This window comes from Prevotella koreensis (genome assembly GCF_003977605.1).
Taxonomy (GTDB): Bacteria; Bacteroidota; Bacteroidia; order Bacteroidales; family Bacteroidaceae; genus Prevotella; species Prevotella koreensis.
This window is the reverse complement of record NZ_RYYU01000001.1, coordinates 1,232,907-1,250,387: the sequence shown is the minus strand read 5'-3', so window position 1 is coordinate 1,250,387 and position 17,481 is coordinate 1,232,907. Positions and strand designations below refer to the sequence as shown.

13 protein-coding genes are annotated in these 17,481 nt (G+C 46.9%); 8 read left to right on the top strand and 5 right to left on the bottom strand.

Going from position 1 to position 17,481, the window contains the following annotated elements:
- Positions 1-32: 32 nt before the first annotated feature.
- The 6 genes from EHV08_RS05365 to EHV08_RS05340 all read left to right on the top strand — a co-directional run bounded on the left by EHV08_RS05365 (position 33) and on the right by EHV08_RS05340 (position 7,370).
- Complete coding sequence (locus EHV08_RS05365) at positions 33-752, top strand: IspD/TarI family cytidylyltransferase (protein ID WP_126679427.1); 720 nt, start codon at positions 33-35, stop codon at positions 750-752.
- A 29-nt stretch (positions 753-781) separates the two neighbouring features.
- Positions 782-1,768, top strand: coding sequence for an NAD-dependent epimerase/dehydratase family protein (locus EHV08_RS05360; RefSeq protein ID WP_238988015.1), 987 nt, complete (start codon positions 782-784; stop codon positions 1,766-1,768).
- 27 nt (positions 1,769-1,795) lie between these two features.
- On the top strand, positions 1,796-2,722 hold the full coding sequence (locus tag EHV08_RS05355; protein WP_126678399.1) for a hypothetical protein: 927 nt from the start codon (positions 1,796-1,798) through the stop codon (positions 2,720-2,722).
- Between the two features lie 339 nt (positions 2,723-3,061).
- Entirely contained in the window at positions 3,062-5,446 is a 2,385-nt protein-coding gene (locus tag EHV08_RS05350) for a TonB-dependent receptor (protein WP_126678398.1), read from the top strand.
- Between the two features lie 46 nt (positions 5,447-5,492).
- On the top strand, positions 5,493-6,725 hold the full coding sequence (locus EHV08_RS05345) for a hypothetical protein (protein ID WP_126678397.1): 1,233 nt from the start codon (positions 5,493-5,495) through the stop codon (positions 6,723-6,725).
- 30 nt (positions 6,726-6,755) lie between these two features.
- Positions 6,756-7,370: a TetR/AcrR family transcriptional regulator gene (locus EHV08_RS05340; RefSeq protein WP_126678396.1), complete on the top strand. Its 615-nt coding sequence runs from the start codon at positions 6,756-6,758 to the stop codon at positions 7,368-7,370.
- A gap of 123 nt (positions 7,371-7,493) precedes the next feature.
- Here the strand turns inward: EHV08_RS05340 and EHV08_RS05335 are convergent, their stop codons facing one another.
- The 3 genes from EHV08_RS05335 to EHV08_RS05325 form a co-directional block, all read right to left on the bottom strand.
- On the bottom strand, positions 7,494-8,462 hold the full coding sequence (locus tag EHV08_RS05335; protein ID WP_126678395.1) for a M23 family metallopeptidase: 969 nt from the start codon (positions 8,460-8,462) through the stop codon (positions 7,494-7,496).
- Positions 8,463-8,702: 240 nt separating this feature from the next.
- The gene (recG, locus tag EHV08_RS05330; RefSeq protein ID WP_126678394.1) at positions 8,703-10,802 is read right to left on the bottom strand and encodes an ATP-dependent DNA helicase RecG; all 2,100 of its coding nucleotides are present in this window, start codon (positions 10,800-10,802) and stop codon (positions 8,703-8,705) included.
- A 59-nt stretch (positions 10,803-10,861) separates the two neighbouring features.
- Positions 10,862-11,572: a 2-C-methyl-D-erythritol 4-phosphate cytidylyltransferase gene (locus EHV08_RS05325; protein WP_203227055.1), complete on the bottom strand. Its 711-nt coding sequence runs from the start codon at positions 11,570-11,572 to the stop codon at positions 10,862-10,864.
- Between the two features lie 11 nt (positions 11,573-11,583).
- Here EHV08_RS05325 and EHV08_RS05320 point away from each other — a divergent pair, with 11 nt between their 5' ends.
- Complete coding sequence (locus tag EHV08_RS05320; protein ID WP_158676051.1) at positions 11,584-11,724, top strand: hypothetical protein; 141 nt, start codon at positions 11,584-11,586, stop codon at positions 11,722-11,724.
- Here EHV08_RS05320 and EHV08_RS05315 read toward each other — a convergent pair.
- Both EHV08_RS05315 and EHV08_RS05310 read right to left on the bottom strand, forming a co-directional pair.
- Positions 11,705-13,003, bottom strand: coding sequence for an MFS transporter (locus EHV08_RS05315; protein ID WP_394366038.1), 1,299 nt, complete (start codon positions 13,001-13,003; stop codon positions 11,705-11,707). The genes EHV08_RS05320 and EHV08_RS05315 overlap by 20 nt on opposite strands.
- A gap of 31 nt (positions 13,004-13,034) precedes the next feature.
- Positions 13,035-14,066, bottom strand: coding sequence for a LacI family DNA-binding transcriptional regulator (locus tag EHV08_RS05310; protein ID WP_238988014.1), 1,032 nt, complete (start codon positions 14,064-14,066; stop codon positions 13,035-13,037).
- 335 nt (positions 14,067-14,401) lie between these two features.
- Here EHV08_RS05310 and EHV08_RS05305 point away from each other — a divergent pair, with 335 nt between their 5' ends.
- Complete coding sequence (locus EHV08_RS05305; RefSeq protein WP_126679424.1) at positions 14,402-17,479, top strand: SusC/RagA family TonB-linked outer membrane protein; 3,078 nt, start codon at positions 14,402-14,404, stop codon at positions 17,477-17,479.
- Positions 17,480-17,481 lie beyond the last annotated feature (2 nt).

Sequence of the window (17,481 nt, the reverse complement as noted above, 5' to 3'; positions counted from 1 at the left end):
TACCACAAACCGAAAAAAAAAGGAAAAAGACCATGAACATCGCAGCAATATTCGCAGGCGGCTCGGGTGTCAGGATGCACACGAAATCGCGCCCAAAGCAGTTTCTTGAACTCAACGGAAAGCCGATAATAATATATACGCTTGAACTTTTCGATAATCATCCGGAGGTGGATGCCATCGTGGTGGCATGTATCGAGGCGTGGATTCCGTTCCTGAAGAAGATGATACGCAAGTTCGAGATAAACAAGGTGGTGGGCATAGTGCCCGGCGGCACTACCGGACAGGACTCTATTTTCAATGCTCTGGTAGAGGCGGAGCGCGTGGCCGGTGGCAAGGAAGCAACGGTGATGATACATGACGGGGTGAGGCCGCTTATAACCGAGCAGACCATATCGGACAATATAAAGACCGTGAAAGAGTTCGGCTCGTGCATAACATGCGTGCCGGCAACCGAAACTTTCGTGGTGGAGCAGGGCGACGGCTCTCTCGAAATTCCCGAACGAGCCAATTCGCTCATAGCCCGCGCACCGCAGAGTTTCGCACTCCGCGACATCATTTCTGCCCATAGGCGTGCTATAGACGAGGGAAGGCACGACTTTATCGATTCTTGTACGATGATGAGCCATTACGGTTACCAACTGAAGACGATAATCGGGCCGATGGAGAACATCAAGATAACCACTCCCACTGACTTCTTCGTGCTCCGCGCAATGGTTGAGGTGCATGAGAATCAGCAGATATTCGGACTGTGATAAATTACATGAAAACGGAACATTGCGTTATGGACAGAATTCTCATTGAACGATTGCGCGAAAGCAGATGGATTGTGACCGGGGCGACAGGGCTGATCGGTTCGTGTCTTGTGGATTTTCTTCAAGAACAGAACAAACTCCACTCGGCGGGTATCAGTGTGACGTGTGCTGTGAGGAATATCGCTAAGACTGAGGCAATGTTCGGCAAGGCCGGTGACGGTATCAGTTATTATGAATACGATTTCTCATCGGGCGAGCCGTTCTGTCCGCCATACGAGGCCGACTATCTGGTGCATCTCGCTTCACCAACGGCATCGAAAGACTTCGCCGAACATCCGGTTGAGACGTTGAGCACTGTTTTTCTCGGCACGCGACAGGTGCTGGAGTATGCCAAAAGAGCGGGTGCGGGAATGAAAGGAGTGCTCTATGTTTCTTCGCTCGAAGTGTATGGCACGGTGCTCGATGACACCGAACCGCTTACTGAAGACCGTCAAGGACATCTCGACCTAATGCAGGCACGCAGCAGTTACCCTATGGCTAAACAGTCGGCAGAATGTCTTTGCCATGCTTATAGCGCAGAATATGGAGTTCGGGTGATGACCGCCAGACTTGCACAGACATTCGGAATGAAAGTTGCCGAAGACGATAACCGCGTCTTTGCGCAGTTCGCACGCTGTGCTGCGGCCGACAATGACATAGTGCTTTTCACCGAAGGAAAACTGCGTCGCTGCTATTGTCACACCGCAGATGCCATAGAGGCCATGATGTATATTCTGCTGCGAGGGGAGACCGGAATGGCTTACAATGTGGCAAATGAGAATACATATATCTCGGTTCGCGACATGGCGGAGATGGTTTGCCGTGAGTTTGGTAAGAAGATGAGGGTGAGGATAGAGTTGAGAGAGAGCATGGGCTACTCGCCCACGACATACCTGCGACTTGACACGAGTCGAATCAAGGCATTGGGATGGCAACCTAAGTACGACTTGAAGCAGATGTTCGCATCTATTATATAATGTATATAGAGCCTTGTTGATGAGAAAATGAAAAAGGATCGTGAACAAACAAACAGCAGAAAGAGAACGGGAGGAATACATATATTCGACTCGCTGTTTCGTGTTTACGACCGTCGCGACATCAGCAAGTGGGAGCATGAGCCGCAATCTGCGAAACCAATATTCGGCATCTATCACGTATATTGTGTCGAGGGGTGGCAACGGCTCGTGAAGAGGCAGGTGGAAAACCTGAAGAATGACGGGTTGCTCGATGCCACACAGAGGCTGTTCGTTAGTTGTATATCAAAAAACGATAGTGACATAGACGAACTGCGGCGTATCATAGGCAGTGAGAAGATGGAGATGGTATCATTCACCAACGATGCCCGCAGGTATGAATATCCCGCCCTTGAGAAGGTTCTTGACTTGTGCAGAGAGAACGATTGCCTTGTGTATTATTTCCATACCAAAGGCATCAGTTATCAGTGTGTGAACACCTCCGACCGACTTTTTCACGGTTTTCAAGCCAAGATAGAGGCGTGGAGGGAAATGCTTGAGTATTTCGTGTTTGCTAAATGGCGCGTGGCGGTGAATACATTGAATGACGGCTATGACCTTTATGGCTGCTATCGCTGGCCTCCGCGCGACTATAAGATGTTTTCCGGAAACTTCTGGTGGATTAATTCAGACTATGGTAAGCGTTTGTCCGACTTCGATGAGGCTGTCATTGAGACCAACCGTTTCTATTCCGAGGTGTGGCCGATGAGCCATGACGGACGCGTTTTCTCACCTTTCGAGACCATTGCCGACCTATATTTCGTGCGTATGCGCCGTTCCATCTATGCCTCACAAACTCCTAAACTGTGCGATGCGATTGCTTTTATCGCCTCGTATAATTGGCGTAAGTTCCTGAAGCATGCGTTTGGTTATAGTTACAAGAAACGTTGTCAGGCCAGATTTCAGAAGTTGAAATGACAATTGTATCGCACAATGGGGTACACTAACAACTTTAACTACAAACGGTCATAAGCCCACAAAGTCGATAATTTCTTATTTAGTCGTTCATCAAAAAGAAAATCATCATTTTTTAGTATTGTGTAATATGTGATTTTTTAATACTTTTGCCGACAGATTAATAGAAGGATTTTTTATGATAGTAAACACGGGTTTTTACCTGAAAGATGATAACATGTATTCGTTTGAAGCGCACTCCAATGCAGAATTGGGGTGCGCTTTTTTAATGAATATCTTTGAATAATATTCGTTATTGTGTCTTTCTATTAATGATATGTATGAATAATAAACATATAAGAAATGTGGAATATAAATAAAAAAGTCAGAAAAAGAAGCATCGGAAGACTATTGCGTGTAGTGTTGTCATCGCTGGTATGCCTGTTGCCTGTTCAGGTTTTGCAGGCGCAGAGTGTGGTTTATGGAAAAATAACCGATGCCAATACCGGCGAACCTTTGTACGGAGCGTCTGTAGATTTGGAGAATACGAAAGTAGGAACTGTTTCCGGTACTGACGGCAAATATGTGCTAAGGGTGCCCGGTGGTATGAAAAAGAGACTTAGGATAAAATATGTCGGCTATCAGACAAAGTTCGTCGGCAAAAATATTGTTAACGGCAATGACAGTATTCTGTGTGATGTTGAATTGACATCCTCGGCACATCAACTATCTGATGTTGTGGTGATAGGTCATAACGAGGCACGAAAACTGAGGGAGTCAACCATGCCGGTATCTGTGATTTCTGCAAACCAACTGCAAGGTACGGCATCTTCAATCAATGATGTTCTTGCCCGAACCACCGGTGTGACGGTGCGAAACACAGGTGGTGTGGGGAGTGCATCGCGCGTGTCGGTGCGTGGTTTGGAAGGCAAGCGCATGGGAATGTTCATCGATGAGAGTCCTATAGGGCAGATGAACAACTATATCACACTGAACGATATTCCTACGGATATGATAGAACGCATAGAGGTTTATAAAGGCATTGTCCCTTATAAGTTCGGAGGTGCATCGCTTGGTGGTGCGGTGAATGTGGTTACAAAGGAATATCCTCCGGTGTATATGGATTTCGGATATGAGGTGTCGTCGTTCAATACTCATAAGTTTGATGCTGTTGTAAAGTGCACTGACAGTAGAAGCGGATTGCAATTCGGCATTGGAGGAGGTTACACCCACTCCGACAACAACTACAAAATGCGCCTTATGAATCTTGACGACCGCATAGTGAAACGAGACCATGACCGATATAATAAACTACTATTCGGTGGCTCTGTAAAGGCAACAAAATGGTGGTTTGACGAAATGAAACTGGAACTTGTCTATTCTAAGACGAAGCAGGAGATGCAAGGACTTGAGTTCGATATACGTGAAGCATACAATCATTCATCATCTTTATTGGCCGGACTGACGCTGAAGCGTGACAATTTCTTTCTGCCCGGGCTTGATTTTGATTTCAATTTATTCTACAATGCCGGACGTTTCGGGCTTATTGATAAGGCCATGCACCGCTATGACTGGAATGGGAATGAATATCCACCGGTGTCTTCTTATGGTGGAGAGCAGGGTAATTTTCCCTCTGATGGGGATAATCGTTCGCACGACTTTGCCTCGAAACTCAATTTGAATTATATATTTGATGAGCATCACTCGTTCAATATCAATCTGTTTGGGAGTCATACCAAGCAGTTGCCAAAGGACGACCTGATGGACAAGGCATTGGGATTCCGTGCCAATTTCCCAAGCAGAATGTCGAATCTTACGGTCGGTTTCTCATACGACTTGTCGCTCTTCGGCGGAAAGTTCCAAAGTGCAACCACGGTGAAAAATTTCTTCTTCACTTCCAAATCGAAGATGCTGGAGAATTATTTCATCAACAATCCGGTGGCGGTAATAACCACAAAGAACTATTGGGGCTGGAGTGAGGCAATGAGATATAAGTTCACGAGCAATCTGCTTGTTAAGGCCTCGTTCAGTTCGGAGGTGCGCATTCCCACAAGCGAGGAACTTATAGGCAACGGCTACTCGATACTTCCATCAACCACACTATTGCCGGAAAGATGCAACGGTGTGAACTTGGGTCTGCTGTATCATAAAAACAACGCGTATGGCTTCGTGGAAGCCGAGGTGAACACGTTCTTCAATGACTTGAAGGACATGATACGTTTCACGGCAGACATAATTCCTACTATGGCGAGATACAGGAATTTCGGCAATGTGAGAACGCGCGGTATCGAGGCCGAAGTGAAAGGAGATGTGCTGCCTTTCCTCTACTTCTACGTGAACGGAACTTTCCAAGACCTGCGCGACATACGTTCCACATTGCCCGGAACATCGGTGGAAAACCCAACAAAGGATAAGCGCATACCCAATATTCCATATCTTATGGCAAACGGAGGACTTGATATACACCGTGAAAATCTGTTCGGAGGAAAGGGGCAAAACACACGTTTCTTGCTCGATGTATCTTACATACATAAATATTTCTACGATTTCGAGATGAGCGATAGTCAAGACCGTAGGATTCCTACATCGCTCACTATGGATGCAAGCATTGAACATAGTTTCATGAACAACAGGTGGACGGTGACGCTGAAAGCGAGAAATCTGACCAATAGAGAGGTGTATTCGGAACTCAACCGCCCGCTACCCGGTCGCTCGATAGGTCTAAAGGTAAGGTATTTGCTGAAATAATGAATTACCATAAACATAAATGTATAACCATAAAAAATAAATTATTATGAAAATTAAGAATCTTTTGCCGGCCATGTTGCTGGCTGTGTCAGTAATCTCGTGTGACGACAATGATGCTCAGAAACCGATAACACCTCCCACAACGGAGCCGGGTTCTATCCTGTTTGCAACCTCTGTGACCAATGCTGAGGGAAATTCCGGTAGCGTATATTTGCAGGCCATATCCAATCTTGACCCTGCAACGTATGACAATAAGAACAGTGTGCCTACCGGTTTCGGTGCATTACCGATTGCTTTAGACAACGGACACATCTATTCTTTTCCCGACTATATGGGAAGTTCTAAGGCAGAATTGAAGTTATACAAGATGGGGCCGAATAACAAGTTGGTGTTGCAGGGAACGATGGGCATACCGGGAGGGGCCGCAGCATGCAATGTTGTGGAACTGAACAGTGAGAAAGCATATCTCAGTTGTCAGGGGATTGGTGTGGTAATCGTTTTCAATCCCTCTACAATGAAAGAGATAAAGAAAATCGACTTGTCTATGCTGGCGCATGAAGGAACAACCGTTTCGCCCGCTGCCATGATTATACGCGACAACTATCTGTATGTAGGTTTGTCACAATTTAACAGTCAATACATGCCTAAAGAGAGTTCTGTGGAACTGGCGCTCATCAATACAAACAACGACCAGTATGAGAAGACTATAAGAAACGAGTCTCATGGTGTTAGCGTGCCTACTCGTCCAATTGATTCTAATTCTATTTTCATGGACGAAAAGGGTGATATTTACATCAGTTGTATGGCTTCATTTGGTTTGATGCCGGGATTTAATGCAGGTATAATACGAATAAAGAAAGGTGAGACAGAGATAGACCCAGACTACTGTATTCGTTTTGACAAAACGGAAATAAAGGGTCTTTCGACAAAATATGCAGAATATTTGGGAATGTTGTGCTATGATAAGGGTGGAAAGTTGTATGCTTATGCCAATTCATACAAACTCGATTTGGAAGGTGCAAGCAATCCTTACACTGCAATTTGTCAATGCCCCGTGGTAATCGACATCTACAATAAGACCATTGAAAGAATAGAAGATTTGCCAATCTCAAATCCTCATGGCATTGCGATAGGCAAGCATAAGAACCTAATTGTATTCGGTAGTGCAAACCGCAAGTGCAACGGTTTCTACACATACAATCCTGAAACGAAAAAGTCTTCGGATGCTGTCGTTAAGGTGCAGGGCTTCCCATGCTTTTTCCATAGTTACGCCAAATAGGCAGACTTAATCCATTCATCCGATATTGATATGCAAATCAGGAAAGACGATATAAGAAAACGTATTCTTCTTGCCGCGCGTCAGGAGTTCTTTAGGAAAGGAGTGAAACGAACTTCGATAAAGGACATCGCCTCTGTTGCCGGTGTGGCGGTGGGCAATATATACAATTATTTCAGCAGTAAGAACGATATTTTCGTTGCTATATGCTCTCCTTTGCTGAAAGCATTGGACGATTTCCTTATGCTTGAGAACGGTAAAGGCAATCAGACAATCGAACTGTTCTTTGTTGAGAGTTATCAATATTCGATGATAAATCATTTCATCCAACTCGTCAAGGAGTACAGGCCGGAGTTCCGGCTGCTCCTTTTCGAGTCTTCCGGAACAACCTTGGAAGATTTCTTCCAACACTATGCAAAGAAACAAGCACTAATAGGAGAGCAGTATGTAGCATCAATGAAAGAGAAATACCCATACATAAACAGTGATATTTCTCCCTATTTAATAGAACTAAACTGCTTTACGTGGTTTGCTGCGATTCGTATATTGGTACAGAATGAAGACATGAGCCGTGAAGAAATGCAGAAATTCGTAACCGACTACATCCTGTATGGTACTGCCGGCTGGAAAAAGTTGCTCGGAGTTTAGTCGCTCATGGCCTGCTGTCTGGATGTTATGTCGCAGATATTAAACCCATTCTTATTGTTTCAAAAAAGTAAACCCCAAAAGTCAACATAGACTTTTGGGGTGTATTCTTGTATTTATTTGCGATTAAGAATATCTCAAAATCTGTCCCACTTTCACGCGCATGTTCTTGCCGATGTGGTTGAGGCGGCATAGACGTTCTATGCTTACGCCACGCTTGCGGGCGATGGAATAGAGCGTTTCGCCTGTGGCAACCTTATGATAGCGCACATCGCCGCTTAATGATGCCTGTTGGCGAGGTTGCTCTTCTTGACTGTCCTGCTGTACCGAGGTGTAAGAGTTTCTTTCGTACGACTGTTTGCTCTGGCCTGCTGACTTACCGCGTAGGCGGTTTGCCATATCGCTATCGCGGTCGTGCGAGGTTCTGCGATATACGTAGTAGTCGTTAGTCACGTCCTGATTGCGAAAATCGAACATCAGTGCGGGGTTCAATGCAACGCCACAAAGTCTTGTTTCAAAATGCAAGTGCGAGCCGGTGCTACGTCCGGTATTACCTCCGAGACCTATCGGGTCGCCTGCACGTACATTCTGATTCTCCTGTACGAGATGCTTTGACATGTGTCCGTAGATGGTTTCCAAACCATTGTGGTGACGTATCACAACGAAATTTCCATAACCGTTCGCTTCATACCTTACCACGCGTACCTTTCCATTGAATGCCGCACGTATGGTGTCTCCGATATATACTTTTACGTCAATACCTTTGTGCATGCGTCCCCAGCGGCGGCCGTAGTTACTTGTAATGAGGCGGCTGTCTGTCGGCATGCAGAAATTTCGCAGGTCGATGCGGAAAGAGTCGGGCAGCTCTGTCGCGCGGTGTGCATACTTGTTGCTCCACTCGCTGTAGAGTTTTCCGGAAGGATTAGAAGTCATTTCACGTTCTACAATACTGCGCAGTGCTACTGTGTCCACTGCTTTCATTTTACGGTCTATCGGTGCTTGGAACGCTACTATGTCCTGAGCCATCGTTGGGATAGCAGAAAGTGCGAGCACGGCCGTTAATGTTAAAGTTTTTATTGATCTTTTAAATTGCATATTCGAAGTTAGAGTTTATATATAAAATAAGAAAAATACTCCTAACTCGTAGAAGTGTTTGGCAGATAATAATGCCCACTTTTTTCAAAAGTCGCTGCAAAGGTATGAAAAATATTTTTATAACAATGTGTGTACTAACACTTTTATTGATTAATTAACAATTTGTAATCGGCATTTTGAACCCTCATCCCTCAACCCTCAACCCTCAACCCTCATCGCTCAACCCTCATCGCTCAACGTTCAACTAATAACCCCCCAATTCACGTTATTCTTCCTAAGCGCAGCAAGTCTCGACCACAGCATTTGGTTTTCCGTTTTATTGCATTCAGGGTCGTTGTCTATGATGCGCTGTGCTTCGTCGCGTGCAAGTTGTACGAGTTGTCCGTCGCGTGCTATGTCGGCAATTTTAAGGTCAAAGGCCATGCCACTTTGTTGTGTGCCCTCCAAGTCACCCGGCCCGCGTAGTTTTAGGTCGGCCTCTGCTATTTGAAAACCATCGTTCGTGTCGCACATTATGTCTATTCGACGCTTGGTGTCGGCACTGAGTTTTCGTTTAGTAACAAGTATGCAGAACGACTGTTCGGCACCTCGTCCGACACGTCCGCGCAACTGATGCAGTTGCGACAGTCCGAAACGCTCAGCATTGAGAATCACCATTACCGAGGCATTGGGAACATTCACCCCAACCTCTATAACCGTCGTGGCAACCAGTATCTGCGTTTCGCCACTGACAAAACGCTGCATCTCGGCCTCTTTCTCTGCCGGTTTCATGCGACCGTGAACCTTGCTAAGACTCATATCTGCAAACACCTCGCGCAACCTTTTATAACCCTCTTCAAGGTTTTGCAAATCCATTTTCTCACTCTCTTTTATCAGTGGGAACACGATATAAACCTGTCGTCCCTGCGCTATCTCCTGACGTATTCCCTTATAAAGGCTCGCCGTGTTGTTTTCAAATCTTTGAATTGTCTGGATTGGTTTGCGTGCGGGAGGCAGTTCGTCAATCACACTCACATCAAGGTCGCCGTAAAGTGTCATCGCCAGCGTGCGCGGTATAGGCGTTGCGGTCATCACCAACACGTGCGGAGGGTTCTTGCTCTTGCCCCAAAGTTTCGCTCTCTGCGCTACACCGAAGCGGTGTTGCTCATCCACGACAACGAAACCGAGATGCAAAAACTGCACCGTGTCTTCTATCACAGCATGCGTGCCTACGAGGATATGCACATCGCCGGTGACCAGTCCGTCAAGCACCTCCTTACGTTTCTTCCCTTTCACTATTCCCGTCAGCAGTTCCACGCGCACCGGCATATCGCCGAGAAACTCTTTTATTGTTGCAAGATGCTGTTCGGCAAGTATTTCCGTTGGTGCCATGATGCATGCCTGATAGTTGTTGTCGAGTGCGATGAGCATCGACATCAGTGCCACGAGAGTTTTTCCGGAGCCGACATCGCCCTGTAATAAACGGTTCATCTGTCTTCCCGATAACGTGTCTTGCCTGATCTCCCTTATCACCCTTTTCTGTGCCCCTGTCAGTGGGAAAGGCAGTCGTTGGTGGTAGAACGTATTGAAGAAAGTCCCTACATGTTGGAATACATACCCTCGGAACTTGCGTCGTTGGTCGGATGCGTAGCGCAGAATGTTCAATTGCACATAGAACAACTCCTCGAATTTGAGCCTCTGTCGGGCATGGCTCATTTCCTCCGCGCTTTTCGGATAGTGTATGTGCCGCAGTGCGGTGTCGCGCGACACCAGTCTTAGTCTGTTGACAATGAACGGTGGCAGCGTCTCGGGAATTTCCTGAGTAATGCGTTCGAGCATGCTCTTCGTAATTTTCTCCACAGCATGCGAGGTCATGCCCGCTTTCTTCATCTTCTCCGTTGTACCGTAGTATGGCTGCATTCCCATTGCAGACAATTCTATCTCGTTTGCCAAATCCACCTCAGGATGGGCAAATTGGTAACGCCCGCCGTATATCATAGGTTTCCCGAACACGATGTATTTTTTTCCTATTTTAAGGTCTTTCGTGATTTGCTGTGCTCTTGCGAACCACACGAGATCAACAAATCCCGTACCGTCAGTGAAATGGGCAACGATGCGTTTCTTGCGTGCTCCCATGCTGAATTCTTCGAAATCTGCGAACTCACCCATTATCTGCACGAACGGCATGTCATCGCTCAACTCGTTGATTCGATAGATTTTCGATCGGTCAACATATTTATAAGGATAATATTCCAGCAGGTCACCGAATGTCTCGATGCCCAATTCTTTTTTCAGCAGTTCCTTGCGATGAGGTCCAACGCCCGGAACATACATTATGTCTTGCCGGAATATGTCAGTCATGGAGTTGTTTTTAGTTTGAAGATTGCTCCCCTTGAATTATCGTGCTTGGCAGGTTATACTTACCCTCGCGTCTGTTGTTGCGCGGCTATTACTTCCGCGATGCACATATCGAAAGGTGTTGTAATCTTTATGTTTTCTCGGTTTCCTTCAACGAGTGTTATGTCATGTCCGAGCGACTCAACCACTGAAGCATCATCGGTAAAACCATCGTTGTAATCCTGCCGGTATGCACGTTTATGGAGTTGTATGTCGAAAGCCTGTGGTGTCTGCACCAATCGGTATTCGTTGCGTGGCACCGTAGCCGATGTTCCATTGTTACTTACGTGACGCAATGTCTCAATAACATCCGTTACCGGCACTGCCGAACCCTCTCTGCGTGCCGTCTCGAAGCAGCGGTCAATCACCTCAACGCTTGGGAAGGGGCGCACACCATCGTGGACGGCCACCACTCCTTCGGCATTGTCGGGCACGTGAGCCAGTCCGTTTCTTATGGAGTGGAAGCGCGTTTCGCCGCCATTGGCAATCTCGTAGTTTTCACAGAAGCCGTAATCCTCGCACAGTCGTGCCCAATGCTCATGTCGTCTTTCGGGCAGTACGAGTATTATCTTCAGCGTGCTGCTGTATTCCCGAAACCTGCGTATAGTGCGCATCAGTATCGGGATGTCACCCACGGGCAGAAACTGCTTCGGTACATCGTTGCCCATTCGCAGTCCCTTGCCGCCGCCGAGGATGATGGCATAGTCTGTAATGCGGTTATTATCGCTCTTCATTTTAATATCCTTTGGTTTGTCCAACGCTCATTGCTCAACGTTCATCACTCATCGCTCATCGCTCATCGCTCATCGCTCAACGCTCATCGCTCATCGCTCATCGCTCAACGCTCATCGCTCATCGCTCATCGCTCATCGCTTATCATTTATAACGCTCACGCATAACGCACCGATAACAAGGAAAGCAGCAGACACAATCATCATGTTGCTCTGATGAGAGCCAACGAGGTTCAGTATCTGTCCTCCGACGAGTGCCGCCACTATCTGCGGAACGCATATCGTACCGTTGAACAAACCGAGATATGCACCCATGTGGCCGTAGCCTTGCAGAGCATTGGTGACGAAAGTGAATGGCATTGCCAGCATTGCAGCCCAAGCACAGCCGATGAGGAGGAAGGGGCCAATCTGCAAGTACTGGTCGTGTACGAACGGAATCAGTGCGAAACCGAGACCACCCAACAGCAGACTAACGGCGTATGCCATCTTCATATTGCTGAAACGAGGTAGAATCATGGCCCATACCACCGAGCCCATTGCCTGTATGGCATAGAGAATACCTGTCCAGTTGCCTGCTATCTGATAAGATTCCGATGCAGGGTCGGTCGTGTACCAAACTGTTTCGGAGACGGCATCAACCACGTATGTCCACATATAAAGGAACGCACCCCAGCAGAAAAACTGAACCAGTCCTACGCGCCAAAAAGTGGTCGGGGCGTTCTTCAGTAGTGTTATCCAGTTGGCACTCTTTTCTTTTTCTTCGTTAGTGGGGTTGTATTGGCGATATTCCTGCGGATTCCATTCACGCACTTTTATTACGGTGTAGATAACACAGAGAATAAGTATCGCCGCACCGATGTAGAACGACCATATCACAGAGTCGGGCACTACTCCTTCAGGAGCCACGTTCTTCAGTCCTATCCATGTGAAGAAGAACGGAAACACGAAGCCCACCACCGAGCCGGCGTTGCAGAGGAACGACTGAATGGAGTATGCCTTAGCCTTCTGTTTTTCGTTCACCATGTCGCCCACTAACATTTTGAACGGTTGCATGGCCATGTTGATGCTGGTGTCAAGAAGCATCAGCGATATTAGTCCGAAGATGAGAGCCGTGCTCACCGCCATTCCGAACGAACCGGAATTGGGCAACAGGCACATCACTGCCACTGCCACTGCAGCACCTGCGAAGAGATAAGGTATGCGTCGTCCGAAGCGTGTCCACGTTCTGTCAGAGAGCGTTCCCACGATAGGTTGCACGAGGATTCCCATGAGTGGTGGTAGAATCCAAAAGAAACTCAAGTCGTGAGGGTCGGCTCCGAGGGTGCGGAATATTCGCGAGATGTTGCCGCTTTGCAGGGCGTATGCTATTTGCACGCCGAAGAATCCGAAACTAAGATTCCATAGTTGTGAGAATTTTAAATTTGGTTTTTCCATTATTGTTATTTTATTTTGTTGTTATATTCTGTTATTTTGTAGTTCCTCTCACCACGAGTCGGGTTCTCACCACTTTCTTTTCTACCTTTCCTTTGGGCAAGAGTCCCTCCACGTGGGCCAAGAGAACATCGACGGCCTCTTCTCCAACCATGTGCCCGCGTTGTTCAACGGTTGTCAGCATAGGGTCGCATGCTACGGCACGCTCGCCGTTGGTAAATCCGCATATGCTCACCTCTTCGGGCACTTTCAGTCCCATGCGCTTCGCCGTATATAGTATGGCTATTGCCGTGTCATCGTTTATGGCGAAGAAAGCATCGGGGCGGTCATGGCGTTTCAGTACCTTAGGTGTGATTTCTTCTGCATCTTCGCGGTTGTCACAGATGAACTCCAGCGAACTGTCGGCCTTCAATCCGTGGCGCAGCAGAGCATCGCGGTAGCCGTTATATCTGTTCTTTGATATTTCAAGGGTCATAGATGAACCGTAGAATGCGATGCGTCGGCAACCGGTCTCGATGAGGTGTGTAACGGCAGTGAATGCCCCCATGTAGTCATCTACCACCACTCTGTTGGCATTAATGCCGGTGCAGATGCGGTCGTAGAACACTACAGGGATGCCCATTTGGTTAAGTTTCTCGAAGTGGTCGTACTTCACAGTGTCCTTTGCTTGCGATACAATGATGCCGCAAACACGGTTCTCGATGAAGTGTTCGCATATAATTTTCTCAAGGTCGTATCGTTCTTCGCTTTGCGCCACGATTATGTTATAACCCCTGATCCTTGCCTGCTTCTCTATTCCAGACAGTATTGTAGAGAAATAATAGTGCGCTATCTGCGGAATTATCACGCCGATGATATTTGACGGTCGCACGCGATTGTGGCGCAGTTTTTCTGCTGTGAGGTTGGGGTAGAAGTTGTGTTCGCGAGCAAATGTTTTTATTCGCTCCTTCTGCTTGGTACTTATTCGTGGACTGTCTTTCAGCGCACGCGACACCGTGGCCACCGACACGCCCAATTCGCGTGCGATGTCCTTCATCGTTATCGATGTGCTTTCATTTGTTTCCATTGTAGTTTTCTAAATAAGGTAAGTGCGTAATTGTTGCACAATATCGTTTTGATAGGTGCAAATTTATCTAATTTTTTATAGAACGCGCGTACCTTATATGTCTTTATAGAGATAATAATGCGCAAACGTTTGCATACAAAAATAGTGAAATTTATTAGTAAAAGAGGTGTTGTGTAACATTTTTAAAGTTAATTTTGCAAAGTGAAACGCCTATGATGGGCATAATCAAACTATGGGCTCATGAAAAGCCTGTTGACCTAAGGATTGAATTGATAATCAGAATTATAAAAATAATTTTTGTAATAAATCACTAACTTAAAAAAACAATGTAAATGATGAAACAGGTAAAAGTTAGAATCCCTATGCGGGTTCTTACCCTCTTGTTAGGGCTGTTCCTATCTGTCGGGGCCTTTGCGCAGCAGAATACTGTGTCGGGTCAAGTCAAGGATGCTGCCGGCGAGCCAGTAATCGGTGCCACTGTTCGTGTTGATGGACATGCAGGTGGTGCCATTACCGATTTTGACGGTAACTTCACTATCGAGGCTCCTGTAGGAGCCACTCTCACGATTTCCTATATAGGATATCAAGACTCTAAAGTTTCTGCGTCGCCAAATATGGTAATTACTATGCAGGAAGATGCAGCACAGTCTCTTAATGAGGTCGTGGTAATCGGTTATGGTGCGGTAAAGAAGAGCGACCTTACAGGTAGCGTGACTGCGCTTAAGCCGGACGGCAAGAATAAGGGTGTGGTTGTCAGTGCACAGGACATGCTCGCGGGCAAGGTTGCCGGTGTGAATGTGACTGTGGGTGACGGAACTCCCGGTGGCGGTTCGCAAATCCGTGTGCGCGGTGGTTCTTCGCTCAGCGCGAGCAACGACCCGCTCGTAGTAATCGACGGACTTGCAATGGACAATCAGGGAGTTGGTGGTGTAAGCAACCTTCTCGCTTCTGTGAATCCTCAGGACATTGAGTCGTTCAACGTGCTTAAGGATGCTTCTGCCACTGCTATCTATGGTAGCCGTGGTTCTAACGGTGTAATCATCATTACTACCAAGAAAGGACGACGCGGCCAGCCGTTGTCGGTTTCTTACTCTGGAAGTGCTACCGTGAGCATGAAGCAGAAGACAATCAAAGTGATGGACGCAACACAGTATCGTAAGTTCATCGCCGATGTGTTCGGAACAGACAGCGAACCATACAGTTATCTCGGTACCGCAAACACCAACTGGCAGGATCTTATCTACCGCACTGCGGTTAGTCAAGACCACAATATTACGCTGTCAGGTTCTGTGGGAAGCAAACTGCCATACCGCATTTCGGCAGGCTTCACCAATCAGCAGGGTATCTTGAGAACTTCTGATTACAAGCGTGTAACGACATCGGTAAATCTTAACCCATCGCTGTTGGACGACCATTTGGTGCTCAACCTCAATGCAAAGGGTATGTATGCGAAGTCAAGTTATGCAAACACCGGTGCCATCGGTGCAGCACTATCTTTCGACCCTACACAGGATCCATACAAGTTCACTTCTAAATTCCACAGCGGAATAAGTGACCGCACTCTCTCAAACTTCGGCGGATATTTCCAGTGGGCTACCGGAGGTGCATCTCTTAATGACAGCAGTTGGCCTAACACCATTATCAATACTGCCACAAAGAACCCACTCGCACTGCTCGATAGAAAACTTTGGGACGACAGAGCATATAACCGTCAGTTCATCGGAAGCGCAGACATCGACTATAAAGTTCACGGTTTCGAAGACCTGAGACTTCACCTTACTCTCGGTATGGACATTCTGCAGTCGCGCGAAAACAAGAACGCTTCGCCTGCACATGCCGACAATATCTATTTTGGTAATCATGGCAGCGAATTTAATCTGCGCCGTAACTATCAGTTGAGTGCCTATGCACAGTATTTCAAGGATTTCAACGAAAACCATCACTTCGACATTATGGCGGGTTATGAGTATCAGAGATATTGGCGCAAGAAAAACGATGATTATATTTCTTACTATCCCAAGACGAACAACGATCCTGCACTCGCAGGTACTGCTCGTCCTCACACACCTTACAAATTCAAGTCGGAGCACTTCCTTGTTTCTTTCTTCGGACGTGCCAACTATACTCTCCTTGATCGCTATATGTTCACCGCGACAGTGCGTGACGACGGTTCTTCAAAGTTCAAGGAGCACTGGGCATGGTTCCCATCGTTCGCTTTCGCATGGAAGGCCAAGGATGAGAAGGCTTTCCGCGATATAAACTGGCTTTCTGATTTGAAACTCCGTTTAGGTTGGGGTATGACAGGACAGCAGGACGGTGACATCATCGATGACTACGGATGGATTCCTACTTACTCACGCAACACCGGTACCAACGGTTTCTATCCGATGATAGGTGATGGTACACTCTATCGTCCGGACAACTATAACGACAAACTGAAGTGGGAGACTACCACTACATATAACATCGGTCTCGACTGGGGAATTCTCGACCAGAGACTCTCCGGTAGCATTGACTGGTACTACCGCAAGACCACCGACTTGCTCAACCGTGCTCCTTTGGCAGCATTGTTCGGATTTACCAACGAGGGAGTTCAGAACATCGGTTCACTGAAGAACAGTGGTGTCGAGGCTTCATTGAGATGGAGGGCAATACAGTCTAAAGACTGGTTCTGGACTATCGACTATAACTTCACTTACAATCAGAACGAGATTACAAACCTCAGTGGCGTGTCTGCTACCGGCGATCCTGTTGCAAACACAGACCGCAAGGTAGGTCAGGGTATAACTATACAAGCTAATCAGACCGGATATGCAGCCAATTCGTTCTATGTATATCAGCAGGTATATGACAAAAACGGTAAACCTATAGAGGGTGCTGTTGTCGATCGTAACGGCGATGGTGAGATAAACGAGAAAGACAAGTATCTCTATAAGAGCCCTGCCGCTCCTGTTACAATGGGTCTGGCATCGCGTCTGGAGTACAAGAACTGGGACTTGGGTCTCTCTCTTCGTGCAAGCATAGGCAACTATGTGTATAATGATGTGTTTGCAGGTTCATTCAACATCAGCAAATCTGCAGTGTGGGCACAGAGCCTGTACATAGCAAATCGTCCGGTGTCAGTGCTCGACTATAAGTGGCAGAACGACGGATTGCAGAGCCGCCTTTCTGATATGCACGTTAAGAACGCTTCGTTCTTGAAGTTCGACAACATCACCGTTGGTTACAGTTTCTCTAACATCTTCAAGTCGGCAGGTTGGAATGGTTTGAACGGACGCATCTATGCCACTGTGGCAAATGTATGCACCATAACCGGTTACGACGGTCTCGACCCTGAAGTTGCTTCAGGTCTTGACAACAATGTATATCCGCGTCCACGTTCATTCATTCTCGGTTTGAACCTCAATTTCTAATA